Raw genomic sequence first — 23,533 nt, 5'->3', positions numbered from 1 at the left:
TTGGCTCAAAGGCTTTAATAAGTAAGGGAATATTTATAGATTTAAAGGTTCAAACACGCCTATATTAAATCCATGAATAAACCTTACACAGCAATATGTGTTTGTATTTTGTTGTTGTGTACAGCAGTTCAAACGTTTGCCCAGCAACAACCTTTGGTGAGCGAGGCAAAGCGTACGGCACTGGCCAATTTTTCGGCCCAATATAAAAATACCTATAGCGCAAGTTATAAGCAGGCAATGGCACTTGCGGCCAGCAAGGGTTGGCAGGTGCAGCGGCGTACCAAAAATGGTAACCTCATATCTTTACAGGGTTTAAATAAGATGGGTTTTCCCGTTTATCTTATTACGCATAATAATGCTATATCGGCAGCTACTACCTCTACCAATACCGTACAGCCGGGCGGGGCGCTTGGTTTAAGCTTATCCGGCTCCAGCACATTTTTAAATAATAAACTGGCTATATGGGATGGCGGTTCGGTATATGCGGCCCATCAGGAGTTTGCCGGCAAAAGTATCACCAATAAAGATAATGGATCGGTACTTGACCATAGCACCCATGTTGCCGGTACCATGATAGCCAAGGGCGTTTATGCCCCGGCAAAAGGTATGGCATTTAACGCGGCAACCCTGCAATCATATGATTTTAATAATGATATAACCGAAATGAGCACCGCGGCATCGGGCTTGTTATTGTCGAATCATTCTTACGGCGACGAGGCAGGTTGGAACTTTAACGACTCCCAAAACCGCTGGGAATGGTATGGCTTGCCCGGCGATTCGGTTGATTATACCTTCGGATTTTATGATACCCGCGCCCAGTCATGGGATAAAATTGCCTATAACGCGCCCTATTACCTGATTGTTGAATCGGCAGGTAACAGCCGTTCAAGCAATGGCCCGGCAGTGGGGGAAACCTATTATGGGTATAAGAGCAAGACAGATCAAACCATAATTAGCAAAGGGCCAAGGCCGGCTGGTATAAGCGATAACGGGGGGTACGATATTATAAGTACCACAGGTAATGCCAAAAATATACTTACTGTTGGTGCCGTAAACCCTTTGCCATTTGGCCCCAAGGTACGCGAGGATGTGAGCGTTGCCTATTTTAGCGGATGGGGGCCTACCGATGATGGCCGCATTAAACCTGATATTGTAGGCAACGGGGTGAATGTATTATCTGTTGGGGTGCAAAATCCTACATCATACCTTACGCTTTCGGGTACCTCCATGGCCGCGCCCAACATTACAGGCTCACTTTATTTGTTGCAGGAGTATTATGCTCAAAAGAATAATGGGGCATTTATGCTGGCCGCAACATTAAAGGGCCTGGTATGCCAAACAGCCTTTGATGCAGGCAATGTTGGGCCCGATTATATTTATGGCTGGGGTTTATTGAACACACAAAAAGCCGCTCAGGCCATCACCGATAACGGAACCAAAAGTCTTATTAAGGAAAACATCCTTCAGCAGAGCCAAACACAAACATTTACCGTAGTAGCTTCCGGCAATGATGTATTGGCCGCAACCATATCCTGGACAGACCCTGAAGGTTCAATTACTCCTGATGGCACGATAAACAGCCGTACCCCAAAGCTGGTTAATGATTTGGACATAAAAGTAAGCGACGGTACCACAACCTATAATGCCTGGGTTTTAAACCCGGATGCACCGGCCGCGGCCGCGACAACCGGCAATAACATCCGCGATAATATTGAGCAGGTTTATATCCCGAATACCACACCCGGTAAAAGCTATACCATAACGGTTTCGCATAAGGGTACATTAACATCGGGTTCGCAGGCATATTCGCTTATTGTTACGGGTGCGGGCGGTGTTGCCTATTGTGTCTCAGCCCCGGCGTCAAATGCCGATTCACGGATCAATAATCTGAAACTATCAAATATCAACAATACCCCGGCCGCGGGCTGCACAGGTTATTCTGACTATACCAACCTGACCGTTCAGTTGGAGCAGGATAAAACGTATCCCTTAAGCCTTACATTGGGTACATGCGGTAATAATTTTAACAAAGCCGCCAAAGTATTTATTGACTGGAACAGCAATGGGGTTTTTGATCCGGGCGAGCTGGCGGCCACTACAAATGTGATCAGCGCTACCGGAACATCGGTGGTGGGTATTAAAGTGCCTGGTTCTGTTATCCCGGGTAATTTTAGTTTAATGCGGGTAGTTTTAACAGAAACAAGCGATACCGCAAGCATACAAGCCTGCGGCGCCTACAATAAAGGTGAAACGCAGGATTACCGGGTGCAGTTTCTGCAAACCAGTATTGATGCCGGTGTGGTTGCTATTGTTAGCCCCGGTACTGATGGTACATGTTCGGCAAGTACGCCGGTTACCATCAGGCTTAAAAACTTTGGCAGTGCCAATATCTCTAATATTCCGGTTACGGTTACCATTACAGCGCCTGATAATACCCAAACCACCTACACCGAAACTTATACAAGTATACTGGCACCCCAGGCTGAGGATAATTTTACTTTTAGTCAGCAGTTTAATGCTTTGCCGCAGGCTACCTATACCATAACGGCAACCAGTAACCTGGCCAATGATCCGGTTACGGCCAATAACAGCATAACGGCAAGTGTTCTAATCAACAGTCCTGCGGCAATAGGCGCGCTTAGTGCCTATTATTGTACAGATAGCAAGCAGTACTTGTTATCGGGCACAGGCGATGGCACATTGCTTTGGTATCAGAACAGTACAGATGCCATTCCTTTTGCTTACGGCTCCCCTGCATTTACATCTCTTGCCCCGGTAAATAATACTTACTATGCAGGTATCAATGATTTTAAAGGATCGGTAGGTCCTGCAACCAAAAGCGCGTTTACTGCAGGCGGATATAACCAGTTTACTCCAGCCGTAAATGTAAGCACAAGTATACCTTTGGTAATTAAAAGTGCCCGGTTGTATGTAGGTAATTCAGGTAAGATAACTTTTAATGTAAATAACAGTAACGGGCAAACGGTTGCCAGCACTACCATTAATGCCAAGGCTACCCGTACCACACCGCTACCAGGACAACAAGCTGATGATCCGAATGATCAGGGAAAAGTGTATGAGCTTGATCTGGAATTGCCTGCAGCGGGTGATTATACCATATCTGCCGAGTATGACGCTACGGCAACCATTTATCGCAGCAATGGCGGGGTAACAGGCTATCCCTTTAAAATTGGTAATGTATTCAGCATAACCGGTAATAACGCAGCATCAGATGACCCTACGGATACAGCTTATTACAAAAACTTTTATTACTATTTTTATGATATGCAGGTGCAAAGCTTAGGCTGTTCATCGGCACAAAGGCAGGCGGTTACTATAAGTAAACCTGTTATAACACAAACAGCTAATACACTGAGCTCCAATTTTACAACCGGCAATCAGTGGTATTTGAACGGTAAGCCTGTAAGCGGGGCCACAGCCGCAAAGTATGATCCCTTGCAAAGCGGCGACTATCAGGTAGCCGATACGCTGGCTGGTGGTTGTGTAGCCTTGTCAGATGTTTACAAATACGCTCGTACGGTTGAAAACCCCGGCAATGCAACCGACATTGGCTTGGCAGTATTCCCCGTTCCAACAAATAATCAGCTTAATGTTGTATTTGCGGCAAAGGCTGCGTCAGATTTGAAATTATCATTGATCAATTCGGTCGGGCAAACCGTTTACCAGGACAAACAGAGTTTGCCGGAAGGTAATTACAGCACGGTGATCAATGTTTCGGGGCAGATACCCGGAGTTTATATATTGAAGTTGTTGTTGGGGCAAAAGATATACGCCCGGAAGATAATTATCAGTAAATAACAAAACAAGAAAGGCTCCTGAGTGGAGCCTTTCTTGTTTTATGTTCTTGATGTTTATACAGGTAAACTTAAAAGGTATATTTTAAGCCCAGCCCGGGTGCGAGGTCAAAAAATGGCCCCCTTGCCAGTTCAAGGCGCGGGTTAAGGTCAAGGCTTATAGCTATCGGCGCATTGGGTATGGTATATTCCAAACCCAGCGTAGCATCTGCACCAATTAAAATATGCTTCCCGTTATAGTATTCATCGTCGCCGCCAATACGTTTGTAAAAGCCGCTGCCTACCGAACCCAGGTGACCACCAAAGCCGTAGTAAAAGTTCAGCTTATCAACACTAAAAGCCGGCTGATGTATCTCATATAAACCGGTTATTACCACACCATGATCGCGGATACCAAGTATACCTTCAAGAGCGGTGTTTTTATCCATAAAGTATTTTATAGAAGGGCCTATTTCATAGGCACCGAATTTTAATCCAACGGCTGTTTGATAATCCTGAGCCTGTGAGCGTTTACTTACCAATAAGAACGAAACTGAGAGAAATAAAATGTAAGCTAATTTTTTCATGAAGTGATTTTAGTTAACGAATTAAATTATATACAACAACCATAAACACCTGCATAGCCGTGTTTTAGGCGTAATGTATCCTGCAAATAAACGGCAGATTTGAAATTTTATGGCATTTTAACCCGAAAACTACGCTTAGAAATTTCCATAGTGCTGATTTTCAGGTTAAAATAATGAGGCTTTAATATTTAAATAATATGATCAAATGGAGTATTTTAGGCAAAATAATCTATCTCTGATACTCATGAGTAAATTTAATAATAAGCCAAACAGGTACTTCGATGCGCTTTTAATGGTATTGTTTATTGTGCCTGTAGCCTGTGTGCAAAAGCGTTTAAGCGTAAACGGCAATGATGGGCAGTACCGTAATGGCATGGTAGTATGCGCTTATCCCGATGCGGCCAAGGTTGGGCTTGATGTATTAAAAAAAGGAGGTAACGCGGTTGATGCGGCCGTTGCTGTACAGTTTGCACTCGCTGTAACCCTGCCCGAAGCGGGGAATATAGGTGGTGGCGGCTTTATGGTTTACCGGTCAACCGGTGGCGAAACCAATACACTTGATTTCAGGGAGAAGGGTCCGGCAACATCCAATGCCAACATGTACCTTGACCAGGCCGGAAATGTGATACCTGATATGAGCCTTTACACACACAAGGCATCCGGCGTTCCGGGATCTGTTGATGGTATGGTACAGGCCCACGCTAAATATGGCAAACTAAAATGGGCCGATCTGGTGCAGCCTGCTATTGATCTGGCTCGCAAGGGCTTTAAAATAACCAAGCATCTGGCTTCTGATTTGAATTACGCGAGTGCCCAGTTTAAGCAACTGAATCCGGGTAAGAATTATTTAGTAAAAGATACACAATGGCAGGAGGGCGATTTGCTGGTGCAGGAAGATCTGGCTAAAACTTTTGAGCAGATACGCGACAAGGGCCGTGATGGTTTTTATGATGGTATAGTAGCCGACCAACTGGTTGCCGAAATGAATAGCGGAGGCGGTATCATATCAAAAGCTGATCTGCAGAATTATCATTCGGTTTGGCGTAAAGCTATTATCGGAACTTATTTGGGTTACAAGATCATTACCATGCCGCCACCATCAAGCGGTGGGATAGCTTTACTACAGTTATTAAAATCGGTTGAAAAATACCCTTTACAAAGATGGGGTTACAACCAGGATTCGACCGTAAGGCTGATGGTTGAGGCCGAGCGCCGGGTTTATGCCGATCGTTCCAAGTATCTGGGCGATCCGGATTTTTATAAAGTGCCTGTTGATAGTTTGTTAAACCCGGTTTACATTGCATCGCGCATGAATAATTTTAGCTGGGATGCGGCTACCCCAAGCACCAGTATTCAACCCGGAACCTTTGTAGGGTATGAGAGTGATCAAACCACCCATTATTCCATTGTCGACCGTGAGGGCAATTCAGTATCCATTACCACTACGCTGAATGATACCTTTGGTTCCCGAATATTTGTAAAAGGTGCAGGCTTTTTGCTGAATAATGAAATGGATGATTTTAGTTCCAAGCCGGGTGTGCCGAATATGTACGGGCTGATAGGAGGCAAGGCTAATAGTATACAGCCTGGTAAGCGCATGTTATCATCAATGACGCCAACCATAGTTGAAAAAGATGGAAAGTTGTTTATGGTAGTGGGTACGCCGGGTGGTTCAACCATTATAACATCAGTTTTTCAAACCATCCTGAACGTGATCGCATTTAACCAGAATATGCAGCAGGCTGTTGCCTCCAAACGCTTTCATCATCAGTGGTTACCCGATGAAGTGACCGTTGAAAAAGGTGCTCTTGACAGTGCAACCGTAATAAAACTGCAAAATAAAGGCTATAAAGTAACAACCCGCGGCGGTATTGGTCGTGTTGATGCCATATTGAAAACTCCGCAAGGTTATTATGAGGGCGGTGCTGACCCGCGCGGTGATGATACTAAACTGGGTTGGTAGAGTTTTACGTTGTAAGTTGTACGTTTTTTTGATCGCATGTTAAATTGATTTTTTTGCCTAAAACGTACAACGTATCACTTATAAGGTATAACATTTTTCGCTTGCGTAATCAACAGGCATTTCTTACGTTTGGTATTGCATGCAAAACAATGTAAAACATCAGGAAACCATTGATTATTTTTTAAAGATAGTTTGGCAAACCGTTGCCAACAGGTATAACCAGTTGGTTACAGAGTTTGGCATTACGCAATCAATAGGCTATTTGCTGATCAATATCGACGAAAAGGAGGGTACCACCGTTTCGCAGGCGGCTGCTTTGCTGGGGCTTAAATCAACCAGTTTATCGAGAATGCTTAGCCAGCTCGAAAAAACCGGCCTCATTTACCGGGAATCAAACAAAGGGGATAAAAGGTCGGTTAAAATTTACCTTACCGAGCTTGGGAAAGAAAAACGGCACCAGGCCCGTGCGGTTGTAAAGCAGTTCAATAATTATTTAGATTCCCACATCAGCGAGGCTGATAAACAATATCTCACCGAAATGCTTAAAAAGGTAAACAAACTCACGCTGAATTATAAGCCCTGAGTAATGCGGTTTGCCACACTTTTACTAAAAATTGAACGTTTTATTCAGGAAAATACGCCTAAAAGAGAGAGGATTTTAGGGGCTGCATTTTTATTAATTGTTAAAAAATGTTAAGCTGCCGTTTTTCTATTATAAAAGAATAAATTTGCCTTTTGAAAAATGAACAGGACGCTGTTAGTTTTATTGTTTTTAATTGTAAGTTTTGTTGCATGTCAAAAATCGGCGACCGATCCTTTGGTACAGTATAATGCACAAAAAGCTATTGATGATTCGCTGGTGAGTAATTATTTAAAGGCTAATCCGGGTCTTGGTGCCAAGCGTGTCACTGATACATCAGGTGTGTACTATATTATAAAACCAGGTGAGGAGGGTTCCGGGAACGATTTGTTCACTAACTCGACCCAAGTTACTGTTGGCTATACCGCGCAGTTATTAACTACAGGGAAGCTGATTGTGCAAACCAGTAACTTTCATCCATCGTACACGTTGGGGCAGGTTATAAGGGGATGGCAACTGGGTATACCGCTTATTAAAAAGGGTGGTAAAATAAGGCTGATCGTACCATCGCGCTATGCGTACGGGCCTTTTCCGCAGGACTCAATAGGGTTGCCGGCTAATGCCATACTTGACTTTAATATACAGTTGTATAACGTGATTAACTAATAACAAAAATAAATACAGGTAAAATGGTGTGTTTAATGAGCCATTAGCCAACAAACAAATAAAAGTAAATGAGCAGAGCAACAGGCCGCCCATTTATTAGCCAAAAACAAAATTGACTAAATGAAACAAACAATTTTTACGCTTTTATTAATCACTTCAATCGGCTTAATATCCTGCCGCAAAACAGGTAATGATCCGAATATTAAGCAGCACGACGATACCCAGATACAAAACTATATTCAAGCCAATGGATTAACCGGTATGAAAAGGGATACTTCTCATGGCGATACCAGCGGTATATATTATCAGATACTTTCACAAGGTTCAACTGTTGGTAAACAACCTATTGACTATGCTGATAGCATTTCCTTTGTAATATCAGTTAAAACATTTGATGGTAAATACATTAATCAGGATACACTTAACCTTGCACACTATGATGGTGTGGTCGGATATATTTCAACACTTGCAAGTAATGGCCCTATTATGGGTTTTACCAAAGGTTTGCAATCGGCTATACATGATCTGGTTAAATACAAAGGTACCAGGGCAAGAATATTAGTGCCATCGCGGGTGGCTTACGGTGTTAACGGAGCCGGTTCGGGAAGTTCAAGCAACGTAAATAACCGTATTGCGGGTAATCAATGTATTGATTACTATGTAAATGTGCTTACCTCGCAGCCAGTATACGATGATTACATAATTCATGAGTATATGACTAAAAATGGCCTTACCGGTTATATTCCTGTAACATCGGGCCGTGCAAAAGGATTGTATTACAAAGTAACCACACCAGGCGGCGGTACCGGTGATGTGATGCAAGATATTTCCAATTTTACAACCAACTACACAGGTAAATGGCTAAACGGTGCCACATTTGCAAGCACAGCTACAGATGTAGACACAAAAGGCACAACCACACTTTCCTCATTTACTTTAGGCTCGCTTATAGTTGGTATACAGGAAGCCTTGAGAGGACAAACTGCAGGTGCAGCAGTTTCCATGCTTATACCATCAAGGTTAGGTTACGGACAGGCCGGTACCTCAGGTATTGGTGCCAATGTTTGTTTGTATTATGATTTTACGGTAGCGACAGTTAACAATCCATAAATTATTTTGCCAGGGCCGCTTTAAAAGCTTTTAGGCAGCGGTCACGTGCAAAGGAATGATCAATAATGGGTTCCGGATATTTGCTGAAGTCGGCATATTCCGGAACCCATTTTTTTATGTACTTTAATTCCGGGTCAAACTTTTTAGTTTGCGCATCGGGGCTAAAGATCCGGAAATATGGGGCCGCATCGGTGCCCGAGCCTGCAGCCCATTGCCAACCGCCAACGTTACTGGCCATTTCATAATCAAGCAGTTTGCGGGCAAAATAATGTTCGCCCCAGCGCCAGTCAATCAGCAGATCCTTACTTAAAAAGCTGGCCGCTATCATACGCACACGATTGTGCATAAAGCCGGTGGCATTTAATTCGCGCATACCGGCATCAACAATAGGGTAGCCGGTTTTACCCTCGCACCAGGCTTTAAATTGTTTTTCATCATTCACCCATTTAATGCGGTCATATTCAGGCCTGAAGGCATGATCCATTGTTTGAGGAAAATGATGCAATATCATCATATAAAACTCGCGCCAAATGAGCTCATTGAGCCATGTTTTTTCGTGTTGTGCATGTGCGGTACGGGCCAGTTCGCGGATGCTCACGGTACCGAAGCGCAGATGCATACCCATATGCGATGTGCCTTTAATTGCCGGAAAATCTCTTTTCTCCTTATAATCGCCAATTACATCTTTGTACTGCTGATCGGGAAAATGCATTTGGCTTTTTTCAAACTCCATTTCCGCTAAAGTTGGCAGATGGAGGTTTTTAGTTTTAATTAAGTTCTTTAAATATTTTTCGGTAGGGTAGGCCTTCAGGTAAAATGGTTTAAGCGTGCTGTACCATTTGCGCTGATAAGGGGTGTAAACGGTGTAGGGTTTGCCATCGTCTTTAACAACCTCGTCCTTTTCAAAAATTACCTGATCTTTAAAGGTTTTAAATTCGATGTTGTGTTTGGCGAGCTTTTCTTTTACCGCATTGTCGCGTTTGGTTGCGTAGGGTTCATAATCATGGTTGGTATAAACCGCGGCAATTGTATGATCTTTAATGATGGTGTTCCAGGCATGTTCGGCTTTGTCATAAATTACCAGCAGGCTGCTGCCACGTTTATGGAGTTCCTGGCGTAAATTTTCAATGGTTTGATAAATAAAGGTAACACGGGCATCGTCCTTGTCTTCCAGTTCGTCAAGGATCTCTTTATCAAAAATAAATAGAGGCAATACCGGGTTGCCGCTTTTTAAGGCGTGATACAAGCCGGCGTTATCATCTAAACGCAAGTCGCGGCGAAACCAGAAGATGGTTAAGGGTGTTTTGTTATCCATAAATTTCTTTTAATGCAGCAGGCAGTTCGGTATAACTGAATTTAAAACCTGCATCCTGTATTTTTTGTGCCGATACCCTGGTGCTGCCCAGTACAACACTGCTCATCTCGCCCAATAATAATTTTAATACAAACGCGGGTACCTTTGGGGCCCATAGCGGTTTTTGCAGTTGTTTGGCCACCGCCCGGGTTAGCTGCAAATTGGTGACGGGGTTAGGGGCAACCATATTATATACACCTTTTAAACCGGTGTTTTCAATTCCGTGTAGGTACATGTTCACTACATCCAGCCAGTGTATCCAGGGCACCCATTGTTTGCCATTTCCCAATGCCGACCCTATATAGAACCTGATGGGCTTAGCCAGTGTAGGCAGTGCACCGCCATCTTTATCAAGCACTACCCCGGTGCGGAATTTTAATACCCGTAAACCAAGTTTTTCGCCCTCGTCAACAGCGGCTTCCCAAAGCACGCAGCAGTGGGCTATAAAATCATTAGCGGGGGTATCGGTTTCAGTCATCAATTCATCGCCGCGGTTGCTGTAATAGCCAATACCTGATGCCGAAACAACGGCGGTTACCTGGTGTTGCGTCTTTTTTAACAGCTCATATATCAAACCTATTGATTTGGTTCGGCTGTCAATCAGTTTTTTTTTGCGGGCATCTGTCCAGCGTTTTTCGGCAATTCCGGTTCCTGCCAGGTGTACTATGGTATCAACGCCCTCAATACAATGTTCATCAATAATGCTCTTGTCAACATCCCACACATAAGTTTTGATGTTAGGATTGTTACCCGGCTTGCGGCTTAAATGGCTAACTGTGTAACCCTTATTGAGTAATGCCTTGGTAAGCTGCCTGCCTAATAAGCCCGAACCGCCAGTTATTAATATGTGTTTTTTTAAGCTCATTAGTTTGTTGGTTACAGGTAACTATACGCCTTCGCCGTAATGTACAATTTCGCGGGCCATGCCGTTAAATATAAATAAATGGAAAGGCCACATGGCATACCAGTACAATCGTCCCCATAATCCGTTGGGCCTAAAGGTAGCTACCTGGCTCAGATTTTTTTTACCGTTGCGTTCAATTATTTTAAATTCCAGCCAGGCCTCGCCCGGGAGTTTCATTTCAGCATACAGCAGCAAGCGTTTGGCTTGTTTATCGGCCAACAATACCCTCCAAAAATCAATTACATCGCCCGGCGAAATATTAATGCTGCTGGTACGGCCCCGGCGCGATCCTACTCCTCCGAATATCTTGTCCAGGAAACCGCGTATATTCCAGATCCAGTCCCAATAGTACCAGCCCCGGTTGCCACCTATCGACATGAAATTACTGAATACCTCATCGCTGCCCCGTTCAAAGGGCATTTTAACTTTATACTCCAGCGTGCCGTTTTGCGGTACCTTGATCTGATCCATAAAACCCGAGTTAAGGTAACCCATATTCAGCGCATCCTTCCAGCTGGAAACTATGGAGTTTTGCTCAATTTTTACAAAGGCCAGGTTCAGGGCCTCCTCATAGGTTAAACATTTGCGGGGCACAATATCATCAATATTATGCTCGTGCATAATGGTTTCGTTCTTCATGCTGTTTACCAGGCTCTGGGCAAGCGTGTAACTTACCGAAGTAACAAAATAAAGCCAGTACGATGATATTTTGGGCGAAAGGAAAGGTATGGTAATGATGTATCTTTTAAGCTTACGCACCTTGGCATAGGTAAGCATCATTTGTTTAAAGGTTAAAATATCGGGGCCGCCAATATCAAAACAGCGGTTAAAGGTTTTCTCATTGAGCATTACGCTTTCCAAATATGCCAGAACATCGCGTATGCCTATGGGCTGGCAGCGGCTATTTACCCAGCGCGGCACAGTCATAACCGGAAGTTTTTCGGTAAGGTCACGGATGATCTCGAACGAGGCGCTCCCGGAACCAATGATGATGGCAGCCCTCAAAACCGTAAGTGCCGATTTCCCTTCCTTCAGTACATCCTCTACATGCCTGCGCGATTCAAGATGTTTGGAAAGGTTGCCATCATTAACAATGCCGCTCAAAAATATGGTTTGCCGGCAATTAGTTTTATCAAGCGAGTGGATGAAGTTATAGGCCGATAGCGCCTCGAGCATGGCAAAATCCTGCGTTTGTGACATGGAATGCACCAGGTAGTAAGCAGCCTCTATATCCGTTGGGAAATCCTCAATGCTTTTTTCTTTAAGTAAATCGCCGGTGATGAGTGCAACGCGATCGCTGAAGTCGCTGTGTTCGTGAAAACGCCTTTTATCGCGCACCAGGCAAACCACATCGTGGCCCTTCTCCAATAAAATTGGGATAAGCCTTGTACCTATATAGCCATTAGCACCAGCAATTAACACCTTCATGTAATGGTCAACAACTGAAAAGGCAGGGTGTTTTAAAATTGAACACCCTGCCTTGTAATATGTTTAAACAGAAGAGCTATATGTTGTGCTATTAGCTGCAACTGTTTCGCCTTAATACTCCAGCACCACGTGTGGTTTATAGGTATCGGTTTTAACCTCGGCTTTTAGCTCGTGCAGGATATTGTAGAGGCCAAAATTGGTGCGGTTTACATAAATGAAATGCTTTACGCCGCGGGCCTGTTTAAATTCGGGCATTTTTTTAAGGCGCTCGCCAAATTTGTAGAGTTTATCAAAAAAAGCTGTTTCGCTAAAGTCGAAATGATCGTTGATGTAAGGCATGGCAAACAGCTCGATCATTTCCTTATACTGGCTGTAAAAAAACTCTATCTGCGCCGGGGTATCATCCTTATGGATCATATCCAGCAGGCGAAAGGCCTTGATGGTTTCTTCCTTGTTATCCAGTAAATTGGTTGAGGTAAGGGAGAAGAAGGGGTAATAAAAATCCTCGGGCATCTCCTTGATACAACCAAAATCAATAACGCCTAAATTACCCTCGGGAGTAATCATGAAATTACCCGGGTGCGGGTCGGCATGTACAGCGCGGAGTTCGTGCTGCTGAAAGTTATAAAAATCCCATAGGGCCTGGCCAATCTGGTTGCGCAGTTCCTGCGATGGGTTGGTAGCCAAAAACTCACGCAGGTGCAGGCCTTCCAACCAGTCCATGGTGATGATACGCTTGCTTGATAGTTCCGGATAATAGGTAGGGAAAACCACATGATTTAGAACAGCACATGCGGTTGAAAACTCAACAGACCGGCGTACTTCCAGTTCATAATCTGTTTCTTCCAGCAAGCGTTCCTCTACCTCACGCATATAAATGTCGAGTTCTTTTTCGCTCATGCCCAACATCCGGAAGGCAAAGGGTTTAACCAGTTTCAGATCAGATGAGATGGAATCGCCTACACCCGGATACTGGATTTTTATGGCCAGTTTTTTACCATTCAGCTCGGCCTCGTGTACCTGGCCAATAGATGCCGCGTTGGTGGAGCGGATATTGAATTTATCAAATATCTGATCAGGGTTTTTGCCGAAATACTTTTTGAAAGTTTGAACAATCAGCGGCCCCGAAAGCGGCGGTGCATTGTATTGCGATTGCGTAAACTTATCTACATAGGCCTGTGGTAGCAGGTTTTTATCCATGCTGAGCATTTGCGCCACTTTAAGGGCGCTGCCTTTAAGCTCGCTTAGCGATTGGTATATGTCGGTCGCGTTATCCTCATTCAGCTCAGATCTGTCCAGATCAGGGTTAAACAGTTTTTTGGAATAATGCTTGATATAGTTACCGCCAATTTTTACTCCCGTGGTAATAAATTTGGCCGAACGCTGAACTTTTGTGGTTGGTATACTATTTTGTTCTTTCTGAACCTCTTCTGAATCATTCCCGTTAGGAGCGACTTTATTGTCATCTGCCATAATCAATTTTTAAAACCCCATTCTGTCTTTAATACCACCGTTTTGCACCAGGAATTTGCCATACTCAAACAGGTTGTCAATCGGCGAACGCTGAAACAGATCAAACGTTACATTAACACCTTTCTCAATGGCCTCATCGGTTTTTTCAAACCCGGTAGAGTTATCATTTACCCAAAAGTTAAGTACAAATACAAACTGTATCCACAAGGCATCTTTGTAACGTTTGCTGAAAAATTTACGATCGTTCAGCTCAGAGGTTTCGATACCCTCTTTCAATATTTCTTCGGCAAAGTTTTCATAAATAGCTTTTAGCTGTTCAAATACCCGCGGAGTGGTAAAGCCTTTGGGTTGTTTGTTAATGCTATACACAACAAAACTCCGGCTGCTTTTAAGCAGCTCAAAAAAGGCGTAAAAAAACGATAGTGCCTTTTCGCGGGCGGTGTACCCTGCCCAAACTTCCTGTGCCCTGATCTCGGTTAAGGTTTTCCGGGCAAAATAGGCCCAGATGTTTTGCTCAACGGCTTCAAACGAACCAAAGAACTGGTAAAACTCAGCCTCGGTCATTTCATTTTGTTTGGCGAAGATATAAACCGATTTTGGTTGCATGCCTTCTGTAAGCACAAAATCAATATACGCGTTCTGGATGCTTTCGGTAGTTGCCATAATAGGATTGCTTTAGTAATTAATACGTTAAAGTTATAAATGTAGTATTGGCCCTCGCTTAAAATGCAGTTTCATCGAATCAGGCTGTTCATCAACTCACCCCGACATCGCTGCGCTTGTTACCGCTCTCTTCAGCTTTGCTGAAAAGAGGGTGAGAGCGTTTTTCTTTTATCCCTCATCCATTTTTTAATTCCCTCTTTCCGCCGCAGGCGAAGAGAGGGTGGTCCAGCGAAGCGTAGACCGGGTGAGTTATTTGTATGCCCTGCCCTTTCAAAAATTGTTCCTTTTGAAAGGGCAGGGCTGAGGCGCCTTATATAAACTGCTCGACAGCTTGTTTCAACTGGCTGGCCTGTACCACGCCGCTCTGGCGCCATTTGGTTTCGCCTTTTTTAAATATCATGAGCGTTGGTACACTCTGAATACGGTAGGCATTAGCCGCCGAAGGGTTTTTGTCGATATCAATTTTGATGATCTTCACCTTGTCGCCAAGCGCGTGTTTAACGTCTTGTAATATAGGGGGCATCATTTTACACGGGCCGCACCACTCGGCCGAAAAATCAACCAGTACAGGTGTTTCTGATGCTATAATTTCCTGAAAATTTGCCATAACATTCTTGTTAAATTGTTGACCGTAGCCAAAGGCTACTGGCCTAATTATTAAACCATTAAATTAAGTAAAAGTTTACGCACATAACTACAAAAAGGCGCCTGTTAAGCTATATTTACTTTATGCAAACAAAACTATCCAATTACCTATGCCTGCTGCTAATTGCCCTGCCAATTTGGGCTATGGCGCAGGATAAACCTACTGTAATACCACTTTGGCCCAATGGAGCTCCGGGCTTTGAAAATCGCCGTAATGAGCCTGAGCAGGCTAAAGATTACTGGGTTAAAAACATCCACAATCCTTCACTCACGGTATTTACCCCACCTGCCGGTAAGGCCAATGGGGCAGCCATAGTAGTATGCCCGGGTGGGGGGCACCGTTTGCTGGTTTACACCGCCGAGGGTATTGATCCTGCCAAATATTTAAGCGACCTGGGTATTACCGTTTTTGTACTTAAATACCGCCTCGGGCGCGATACGCTTTCGCCGTATAAAATTGATGTGCATGCCAAACAGGATGGCTACCGAGCCATGCGCCTGGTGCGCAGCAAGGCTGCCGAATATGGCCTGGATATCAACCGCATAGGTATGATGGGCTTCTCGGCAGGGGGCGAGGTGGTTGATATGGTGGCCTATGGCCAGGGCATGGGTGATGCCAGTGCTCCTGACCCTATCGACAGGCTAAATGCCCACCCTAACTTTGTGATACAGATATATCCTGGTCCGCTGTATATACCTGATGTGCTCCCTGCCGATGCGCCGCCCGCCTTTTTGCTGGCTGCCAATGATGATGTCTGTTGTTCGCCATCTGTAGTGAAATTGCTGGATAGGTACCGGGCCGCCAAAATTCCGGTAGAGCTGCATCTGTATACCCAGGGCAGCCATGGGTTTAATATGGGTAACCGGTCAAAGCTGCAATCTATCCATTCGTGGCCGCAACGGATGGCCGATTGGCTGGCTGATAATAATTATTTAAATCCCGTAAAAACGGAGCGCCCCAAAGTGCTGCATTAATTGTTATATCCCTACTTTTTAAAATTTTATTTTAACATAAAATCGATCAAAAAAAGGCAGAAAAACTTCAGAAATTATGCGTTTTTGGGCTTTTTAACAGCTTTTGCTTTGTTTTTTACCGGATTTGGTAGCTTTTTTGAGCTTTAAAAAGTGTTAATGTTCTGATTATTAATATGTTGTTTTGGATTTGGTGATCCTGGTGATCTTTTTGCTCTTTTAATCAAATAGCCCGGCTCTCCTTTAGGATGGCCGGGCTATTTGGTTAATACAAATTTACGAAAAATTAGGTTGAGGTATCTTGTTTATAGAAAAACAACATCATTAAAATTAGCTCCTTAAAGGCTTACTGAAATAGACCCAACCTGCTTTTGTTAAAGTTTGTTAATTAGAGCAGGGCGACATATTGAATATCAAAAATGTTAACGTACTTTATATTGATATTGGCCTTACCAATAAGTACTTAAAATAAAACCTATGCTGAAAAATTACTTTAAACTTGCCTGGCGAACCCTCTGGAAAAATAAGGTTTTTTCGCTCATTAATATTTTTGGTTTATCAATAGGGATTGCTTTTACACTACTTATTGGCGCCTATGTGTGGGATGAGCTGCGAGTGAACCACCAGCTTAAAAATTCAGAAAATCAGTATATTTTACTAAGTAAATGGACCGACGCTAACCTTGGTAATGAGATTGGTACCATAGCACAACTTCCCAAAGCGCTGAAAGATAATTACCCGCACCTGCTAGCCAATTATTACCATTTTGACGCGGTTACCACCAATGTATCGTTAGGTGATATGCATTTTAGGGAAAGCCTGCAACTGGGCGACAGCACCTTACTTAAAATGTACGGCTTTAAGCTGTTACAGGGCGATGCCAGCACGGCGCTGAATGATCCTTTTTCGGTAGTGTTAACAAGCGCCATGGCCAAAAAATATTTCGGACGTACAGATGTAGTGGGGAAAACGCTCAACTTTGAAAGTTTTGGCGGCGAAAAGCACGATTTTTTAATTACCGGTGTGTTGGATGCTACACCGCGCAATTCGGTAACAAATTTGAACTCCAATATTAATTCTGGCTTCTTTTTTACGGCAGCCTCCGCTAAATTCTTTAAACGTAACCTTGAGGGCTGGAACAATACGAATATTGTTAATTATATAGAACTGCAAAAAGGTGTTACCGCTAAAAACCTGGAACAGCCCATCAAAGAGCTTACACTTAAAAACGCTCCCGAACAGATCAGCAAGAATGTTACCACCAGGTTGGTTGCATTGCATGATTATAACCTCATTGCTGATGGGGGCCTGGTAAAAAAAATGTTGTATACCCTAAGCTGTACCGCCTTGTTTATTTTGCTGATGGCGGTTATCAATTTTGTGAATATCTGTATCGGCCGTTCATCTGGCCGCATGAAGGAGATGGGGATACGCAAGGTTTTGGGCGGCCTGCGCAAGCAACTGATATGGCAATTTTTAACCGAGTCGGTTTTATTGGTGATAATAGCAACTGTGCTGGCACTGGTTATATTTTTAATTGCCCGGCCATATTTTAGCCAGGTGCTGGGTAAGGATATTACGGGGCTTTTCAGCTTCCCGGTTTATTTTATACCTGTTCCGTTCTTGTTTGCACTGCTGGTAGGGGTATTGGCGGGCATTTACCCGGCGCTGGTATTATCAGCCTTAAAATCTGTTGATTCTTTAAAGGGGAAATTGAGTTCGGTTAAGGAGAGCGTGCTGTTTCGCAGGGTGCTGGTGGCCTTTCAGTTTGGTACAGCGGCTATTGTATTTATAGGGGCCATCATCATATCTAAACAGATCAGCCTGTTTTTTGATAAAGATCTGGGCTATAACCGCGATTATGTGGTTTATGCCCAGGTACCGCGTGATTGGTCGGTAAAAGGGGTGCAAAAAATGCAGGCCATCAGGCAGCAGCTGGCCCAAATGCCGCAGGTGCAAAACGTATCCTTGTCATGGGAAATTCCAGACGGCAGTAACGGAGGCAACTCGCCAATATACAGGCAGGGGAGTAATCCGGCCCAAGCTATAACCTCGCAAAACATGGCGGCCGATAATCAGTATGCTTCCACTTATCATATCCCGGTGAAAGCCGGAACGTTTTTTAAACCGGTTTTTATGATAGCAGATACCGCAAAGGTGGTTATCAACGAAACCGCTGCTAAAGCCTTAGGTTTTGCTGCCTCCGAAAATGCCATAGGGCAAAATATCATGATACCTGGTGTTAGCATCCCTTTTACTATTTGTGGTGTTACGGCCGATTTTCATTTCGGATCAATGCGCGGGCTGATACAGCCTATGGTGTTTTATAACGTTAACTATACTACCTTTTATCGCTTTTTTTCAATCCGTATTAAGCCCGGCAACATGCAGAACGATTTGCAGGCTCTCCGGAAAAAATGGGCCGAGCTGATGCCCGGGGCACCTTTTGAATACAGTTTTGTTGACGATGCCCTGAAAAAGGTTTATCAGAACGAAATTCAGCTGAAACAGGCATCTTATATTGCAACTGCACTGGCCATTGTTATTGTATTGCTGGGCGTATTGGGCCTCATATCCTTAAGCATTCAAAAACGCACCAAAGAGATAGGTATCCGCAAGGTACTGGGTTCGTCGGTAGCGGGCATCATCAGTTTGTTTATGAAGGAGTTTTTGGGTGTTGTGCTTATTGCGGGGCTGATTGCCTGTCCGGTGGCTTATCTCATTATGCATAACTGGCTTAATGATTATGCCTACAAAATAGTGATCAACCTAAACCCATTCATGATGGCTATAGGAATGCTTACCCTGGTTACTGCCGTGTTAATTGCTTTGCAAACCATTAAAGCGGCACTGGATAGCCCGGTTAAAAGTTTACGATCTGAGTAAATCGACTTTGCGATTCTATCTTACCTGTTACTTAACCGGCTCCAACAGCACTACCTGTGTTTCTGAAAGCTCCTTATCGCGGGTATTATGGTTTAAAAACGCGGGTTTAAGTCGGGTTACCGGGTAGCGTTTAAAGGTTTTGAGCACTGTAAAACTCCAGCCATGCGCTTTGTAATCATTAATAACGCCGGTATTGGCATATAATATTGAAGGGCCGGTTATAACACCTTTTGCATCGGGCTTAAGCTCGGTTAGTGGTTCATCAAGGTAAAATATCGCATCATCATGAAACATGCCATCATCAATAAAAACCGGCAGCTTTTGCGGGTTGTTTTTGTTGAGCCAAATGGCCGCCTCACTGCCCGACTGGTAATGCAGTAGCGATGGGTAAAAGCACAAGTTAAGGTAAACGTTTACAATAAATGCCGCCAGCAAGGTGCGCACAATGGTTTGCTGCATACCTGCAGCTATTTTGGCCGGTACAAATACCAGGGCAATAAACAAAGCAAAAATGATAATGCAGGGTAGCCAGCCAAAAGTTTCGGGCCGGTAAAAATATTGAAGTACTGCTATCACAAGCAGCATCAGCACAATTACAACCGTTTGGGTAATCCGCACAGCCTTGATGCTTTTGGCCGATGTTAAATGAAAAAGGTATTGCGCGGTAATAATGGCAAAAAACGGGAACACGATCACGATGTAATGTGGCAACTGAAACTTGGATGCCGAGAATAACAGGAAGGTGATCATCGATCCGCAAAGGCAATACCACTCCTGCGCCTGTACATTTTTTATCCCTTTTTTGATGAACTGAAATATCGCGGCGAATAATAACAGCGACCAGGGTAAAAATGCCCAAAGCGTGGTATGCACAAAAAAGGAAGGATCGCCGTGCCCTTTAATTGGTCCGGTATTAAAAAAACGCCCAAACTGGCTATCCCAAAAAAAGAACTTGATGCCCGATACTCCTGTACGGCCAAACACTATTTTTTCGGGGTGAATATCAAACTGGCGATACAGGCACCAGATCTCGGGTATAATAAACAACAGTACCAATACCATAGCGAGCAGCCATCGCCAGTGAAAAAGTTGTTTCCATTGCCGGGTGATAATCAGGTGCCCTACAATAGCACCACCAATGGTGATGAGGGCAAACATGCCTTTGGTCATCACTGCGCAGGCGGTAAACAGGCAGGCCAGTACCAATTGCCCCAGTTTATTGCTGGTATAAGCTTTATAAAAACAGTAAACCGCCGCTATGATGAGCCCGGTTAAATAAGGCTCGGCACGTACATCGTTGTTGGAGAGGATGATATGCTGCGAGGTGAGCAGTATCAGCACCGCCCATAATGCTATTTGTTTGTTGTACAAGGCTTTGGCAAAGCGGTAGGTATATGCTGCGCCCATCATCACAAACAAAATACCCGGCAGCTTATATGCCCATGTACTAAAGCCGAAGCATTTGAAGAACAGGGCCGTAACCCAAAACGGAAAATGTGGCTTATCGAGCCAGTCATTACCCCAGGCGTACAGATTGGCGTAGTTATTACGCTGTACCATGGTTTTGGCGATGGTGGCGTATAAATTGCCGTCGGGCCCGATAATGGTGATGAACAAGCCACTAAAATTTAATACAACGGCCAGGCCTATAAAAAGGTAAAGCCATTTGGTTTGGTTAGTGGTGTTCGGTTGATCCATATAAAATAAGCCCGGGTAAGCGGCCGTAAATATAAACAGATTTGGTTGTAGGAGGGGAGTCTTAAAATAAAGGAAAACTTACGAAGTTTTGAAAACTCTCACCCCGACATCGCTACGCTTGTCACCCCTCTCTTCAGCTTGGCTGGAAAGAGGGACGGGAATTTTTTCTTTCGCTCTTTATCCATTTTCCTACCCTCTTTCCGCCGCAGGCGAAGAGAGGGTGGTCCAGCGTAGCGTAGACCGGGTGAGTCGGCTATATGCCAGTAACTTAGACCATTACTCCCAGGTAGTCTTCAGACTACCTGGGAGTAATGGTCTAAGTCAGAGACTTCGAACAGCGAAGGGCTTAAGCATCGAGAACGACTTTCATTCGCCGGTCATTACGAGGTATGAAGCAAAAGCCCCCTCTAAATCTCCCCCAAAGGGGGAGACTTTAAACTGTTTTTTTAAGCTCTCTCCTTTGGAGAGGGTTGGGTGAGGCCCTTGCTTCATACCTCTCAATGGTGCCTATATAGAAGTCTATTACAACTCCTTTATCTGGATATGGCGGTATTCCATCTGCCCGCGGTCGCCTTCCAGGCCTATGGGGCCGGTTGAGGGTAATATGAGGGCATCTTCCAAAACCTCGCCGTTACATTCGCAGTGAGCTATGTTATCTTTCACGGTAACTATGATGGTGTTCCAGTCCTGTGGTTTGTAGTTTTTTAAATCTTTATAAGGGCCAGCTACCAGGTAATCGCGGCATTGCAGTTGTTTGCCCCGCAGGAAAATACCGCTATCGGCATTTTTTGATGCGCGGAACTGGATCTTCAGGATAAAGTTTTTAGGAAACTCGCGCAGGGTCCAGGATTCCTGTACTTTCCGTTCAACCCCAACCGGATAATTTACGGTTAAGATACCATTTGTGGCAGAGTAACGCCCATCGGAAGATGCCGTTTTACCATCGAATTTCTCGGTTACCTGACCCGCCTTGCTCCGGTAACACCAGCCGTTGAGGGTACTGCCATCAAAAAGGCTTTCAAAACCTGCGTCCGGTTTCCAATTCTCGGCCTGGGCGCTGGCCCGAAGTGTTGTAAACATAAATCCGGCTACGATCATAAAAACCGGTACAAGGGCACGCATGTTCATTTTTTTCATAGTAATAGGTTATAGCATTTGGTAAATTGGTTAACCAGGTATCCCTATCATTCATCAAGATAACAAACTGTACGGTAGGCGATAACGGCACCCAAAAGGTAGAAATAAAGTTGGAGAAGAACAATAGGGACTGTGGGACTTTTGGGACTCTTGGACTGGGAGATTTATGGACTCTGAGACTGTGGGACTTTAGGACTTTTGCGATTCTTAGATTATGGGAGGAAGGAAAGAGATAAAATAATTCAAGATAAATGCATTCCTACTCCATTTAACTTATCCTATTGTCTTAAAGTCTCAGAGTCCAAAAGTCTCCCAGTCCACGAAAAACATAACAATTTATTAACGCCTTGATTTTTGTAAGGCCGTAGTTTAGTACCTTGTACCACTGATGTTTAATATGATGCGAAACCCCCTTAAACTTGGCGTAGCTATGCTGATGCTGTTGGCAACTCATAGCCTGAGCGCCCAAACAAGAACTAAAAAAGCTGTTTTTATAATTGCCGATGGCATCCCTGCCGATGTAATTGAAAAGCTGAATACCCCCAACCTCAAATTAATTGCTCAACAAGGAACCTACCTGCGAGCGCATGTAGGTGGCGAAAAAGGAGGTTACTCGCAAACGCCAACTATATCTGCCAATGGCTATAATAGCTTACTTACCTCAAGCTGGGTAAATAAGCATAACGTTTGGGGTAATGACATCAAAGACCCTAATTACAACTACTGGAATATTTTCAGGATGTTTAAAAACGCCTATCCTAACGGGAAAACGGCTGTTTTTTCGAGCTGGACAGATAACCGCACCAAACTCATTGGCGATGGCCTGCCGCAGGCGGGCAACATTCACCCGGATTTTGCTTATGATGGCTATGAGCTGGATACCGTAAAGTTTCCGCATGATAAGGCCGGCAATTATATGCACCTGATTGATGAACAGGTGGTAACATCGGCGGCGGCATGTATCAAGGATAAAGCGCCCGACCTTTCATGGGTTTACCTGGAATATACCGACGATATGGGGCACCGTTATGGCGATAGCCCACAATATTATGATGCCATTGAAAAAATGGACGCGCAGGTTGGCCGCATATGGCAGGCGATACAATACCGCCAGAAAAACTTCAAAGAGGATTGGATCATTTTTATCACCACCGATCATGGCCGTAGCGAACTGAATGGTAAAGATCATGGTGGTCAAAGCACACGCCAGCGGTCTACCTGGATGGTTACCAGCTACAGGCCGCTTAACAACTACGCCAAATATTACTACCCGGGCATAGTTGATATTACCCCATCTATCAACACCTTTTTAAATGTAAAAGTACCTACTGCACAGCTGCGCGAAATAGATGGCGTATCGCTCATCGGCCAGCTTTCGGTAGTACAACCCGATGCTAATTATGTACAAGGTGCGCTTGACGTAAGCTGGAAAGCCATGAGCGCCACAGGTAAAGTGAAGATATGGGTAACAGCAACCAACAACTACAAAGAAGGCAAACCTGATGATTACCAGTTACTGGCCGAAGTCCCGGTTACCAACGAACATGCTTTGATCAATGTAAAAAATATCCCATCCAAGTTTTACAAGGTTTGTATAGAGGGAGAATTTAATACTGTGAACAGGTGGGTTGTGCTGGAGGATAAGAAGTAAGAGCCTCACCCAATAACGAATA

17 protein-coding genes are annotated in these 23,533 nt (G+C 44.2%); 8 read left to right on the top strand and 9 right to left on the bottom strand.

Annotated features, from left to right (window positions below; genetic code table 11):
* Positions 1-72: 72 nt before the first annotated feature.
* The gene (locus QWZ01_RS15130) at positions 73-3,819 is read left to right on the top strand and encodes a S8 family peptidase (RefSeq protein ID WP_290324540.1); all 3,747 of its coding nucleotides are present in this window, start codon (positions 73-75) and stop codon (positions 3,817-3,819) included.
* A 67-nt stretch (positions 3,820-3,886) separates the two neighbouring features.
* On the opposite strand, the gene QWZ01_RS15125 is transcribed toward QWZ01_RS15130, so the two are convergent.
* Positions 3,887-4,381 (bottom strand): hypothetical protein, encoded by a 495-nt coding sequence (locus QWZ01_RS15125; protein WP_290324538.1) that lies wholly within the window; start codon positions 4,379-4,381, stop codon positions 3,887-3,889.
* Positions 4,382-4,625: 244 nt separating this feature from the next.
* On the opposite strand from QWZ01_RS15125, the gene ggt reads away from it, so the two are divergent.
* The 4 genes from ggt (at position 4,626) to QWZ01_RS15105 (ending at position 8,700) form a co-directional block, all read left to right on the top strand.
* A complete protein-coding gene (gene ggt / locus QWZ01_RS15120) occupies positions 4,626-6,344 on the top strand; it encodes a gamma-glutamyltransferase (RefSeq protein ID WP_290324536.1) in 1,719 nt (572 codons plus the stop codon).
* A gap of 139 nt (positions 6,345-6,483) precedes the next feature.
* The gene (locus QWZ01_RS15115; protein ID WP_290324534.1) at positions 6,484-6,927 is read left to right on the top strand and encodes a MarR family winged helix-turn-helix transcriptional regulator; all 444 of its coding nucleotides are present in this window, start codon (positions 6,484-6,486) and stop codon (positions 6,925-6,927) included.
* Positions 6,928-7,086: 159 nt separating this feature from the next.
* Positions 7,087-7,590 carry an FKBP-type peptidyl-prolyl cis-trans isomerase gene (locus QWZ01_RS15110; RefSeq protein WP_290324532.1) on the top strand — a complete coding sequence of 168 codons (504 nt, stop codon included), beginning with the start codon at positions 7,087-7,089 and terminating at the stop codon, positions 7,588-7,590.
* Between the two features lie 120 nt (positions 7,591-7,710).
* Positions 7,711-8,700: an FKBP-type peptidyl-prolyl cis-trans isomerase gene (locus tag QWZ01_RS15105; RefSeq protein ID WP_290324529.1), complete on the top strand. Its 990-nt coding sequence runs from the start codon at positions 7,711-7,713 to the stop codon at positions 8,698-8,700.
* A gap of 1 nt (position 8,701) precedes the next feature.
* Here QWZ01_RS15105 and QWZ01_RS15100 read toward each other — a convergent pair whose 3' ends face one another.
* The 6 genes from QWZ01_RS15100 to trxA all read right to left on the bottom strand — a co-directional run bounded on the left by QWZ01_RS15100 (position 8,702) and on the right by trxA (position 15,129).
* The gene (locus tag QWZ01_RS15100) at positions 8,702-10,015 is read right to left on the bottom strand and encodes a cryptochrome/photolyase family protein (protein WP_290324527.1); all 1,314 of its coding nucleotides are present in this window, start codon (positions 10,013-10,015) and stop codon (positions 8,702-8,704) included.
* Positions 10,008-10,919: a TIGR01777 family oxidoreductase gene (locus tag QWZ01_RS15095; RefSeq protein ID WP_290324525.1), complete on the bottom strand. Its 912-nt coding sequence runs from the start codon at positions 10,917-10,919 to the stop codon at positions 10,008-10,010. Before QWZ01_RS15095 ends, QWZ01_RS15100 begins: the two co-directional genes overlap by 8 nt.
* A 21-nt stretch (positions 10,920-10,940) precedes the next feature.
* Positions 10,941-12,386, bottom strand: coding sequence for an SDR family oxidoreductase (locus tag QWZ01_RS15090; protein WP_290324524.1), 1,446 nt, complete (start codon positions 12,384-12,386; stop codon positions 10,941-10,943).
* 111 nt (positions 12,387-12,497) lie between these two features.
* On the bottom strand, positions 12,498-13,859 hold the full coding sequence (locus QWZ01_RS15085) for an ABC1 kinase family protein (protein WP_290324522.1): 1,362 nt from the start codon (positions 13,857-13,859) through the stop codon (positions 12,498-12,500).
* A 9-nt stretch (positions 13,860-13,868) separates the two neighbouring features.
* Positions 13,869-14,522, bottom strand: coding sequence for a TetR family transcriptional regulator C-terminal domain-containing protein (locus tag QWZ01_RS15080; RefSeq protein ID WP_290324520.1), 654 nt, complete (start codon positions 14,520-14,522; stop codon positions 13,869-13,871).
* A gap of 310 nt (positions 14,523-14,832) precedes the next feature.
* A complete protein-coding gene (gene trxA, locus QWZ01_RS15075) occupies positions 14,833-15,129 on the bottom strand; it encodes a thioredoxin (protein WP_290324518.1) in 297 nt (98 codons plus the stop codon).
* 122 nt (positions 15,130-15,251) lie between these two features.
* Here trxA and QWZ01_RS15070 point away from each other — a divergent pair, with 122 nt between their 5' ends.
* On the top strand, positions 15,252-16,142 hold the full coding sequence (locus QWZ01_RS15070; protein ID WP_290324516.1) for an alpha/beta hydrolase: 891 nt from the start codon (positions 15,252-15,254) through the stop codon (positions 16,140-16,142).
* 474 nt (positions 16,143-16,616) lie between these two features.
* On the top strand, positions 16,617-19,025 hold the full coding sequence (locus QWZ01_RS15065) for an ABC transporter permease (protein ID WP_290324514.1): 2,409 nt from the start codon (positions 16,617-16,619) through the stop codon (positions 19,023-19,025).
* Between the two features lie 27 nt (positions 19,026-19,052).
* On the opposite strand, the gene QWZ01_RS15060 is transcribed toward QWZ01_RS15065, so the two are convergent.
* Positions 19,053-20,723 (bottom strand): ArnT family glycosyltransferase, encoded by a 1,671-nt coding sequence (locus QWZ01_RS15060; RefSeq protein ID WP_290324513.1) that lies wholly within the window; start codon positions 20,721-20,723, stop codon positions 19,053-19,055.
* A 522-nt stretch (positions 20,724-21,245) separates the two neighbouring features.
* Complete coding sequence (locus tag QWZ01_RS15055) at positions 21,246-21,860, bottom strand: 3-keto-disaccharide hydrolase (protein ID WP_290324510.1); 615 nt, start codon at positions 21,858-21,860, stop codon at positions 21,246-21,248.
* Between the two features lie 397 nt (positions 21,861-22,257).
* Between QWZ01_RS15055 and QWZ01_RS15050 the strand changes: the two genes are divergently transcribed.
* The gene (locus tag QWZ01_RS15050) at positions 22,258-23,511 is read left to right on the top strand and encodes an alkaline phosphatase family protein (protein ID WP_290324508.1); all 1,254 of its coding nucleotides are present in this window, start codon (positions 22,258-22,260) and stop codon (positions 23,509-23,511) included.
* Positions 23,512-23,533 lie beyond the last annotated feature (22 nt).

Source organism: Mucilaginibacter aquaedulcis, from assembly GCF_030409325.1.
GTDB lineage: Bacteria > Bacteroidota > Bacteroidia > Sphingobacteriales > Sphingobacteriaceae > Mucilaginibacter > Mucilaginibacter aquaedulcis.
Note: the sequence above shows the minus strand (reverse complement) of the source record. Positions and strands in the feature narration are given on the sequence as shown.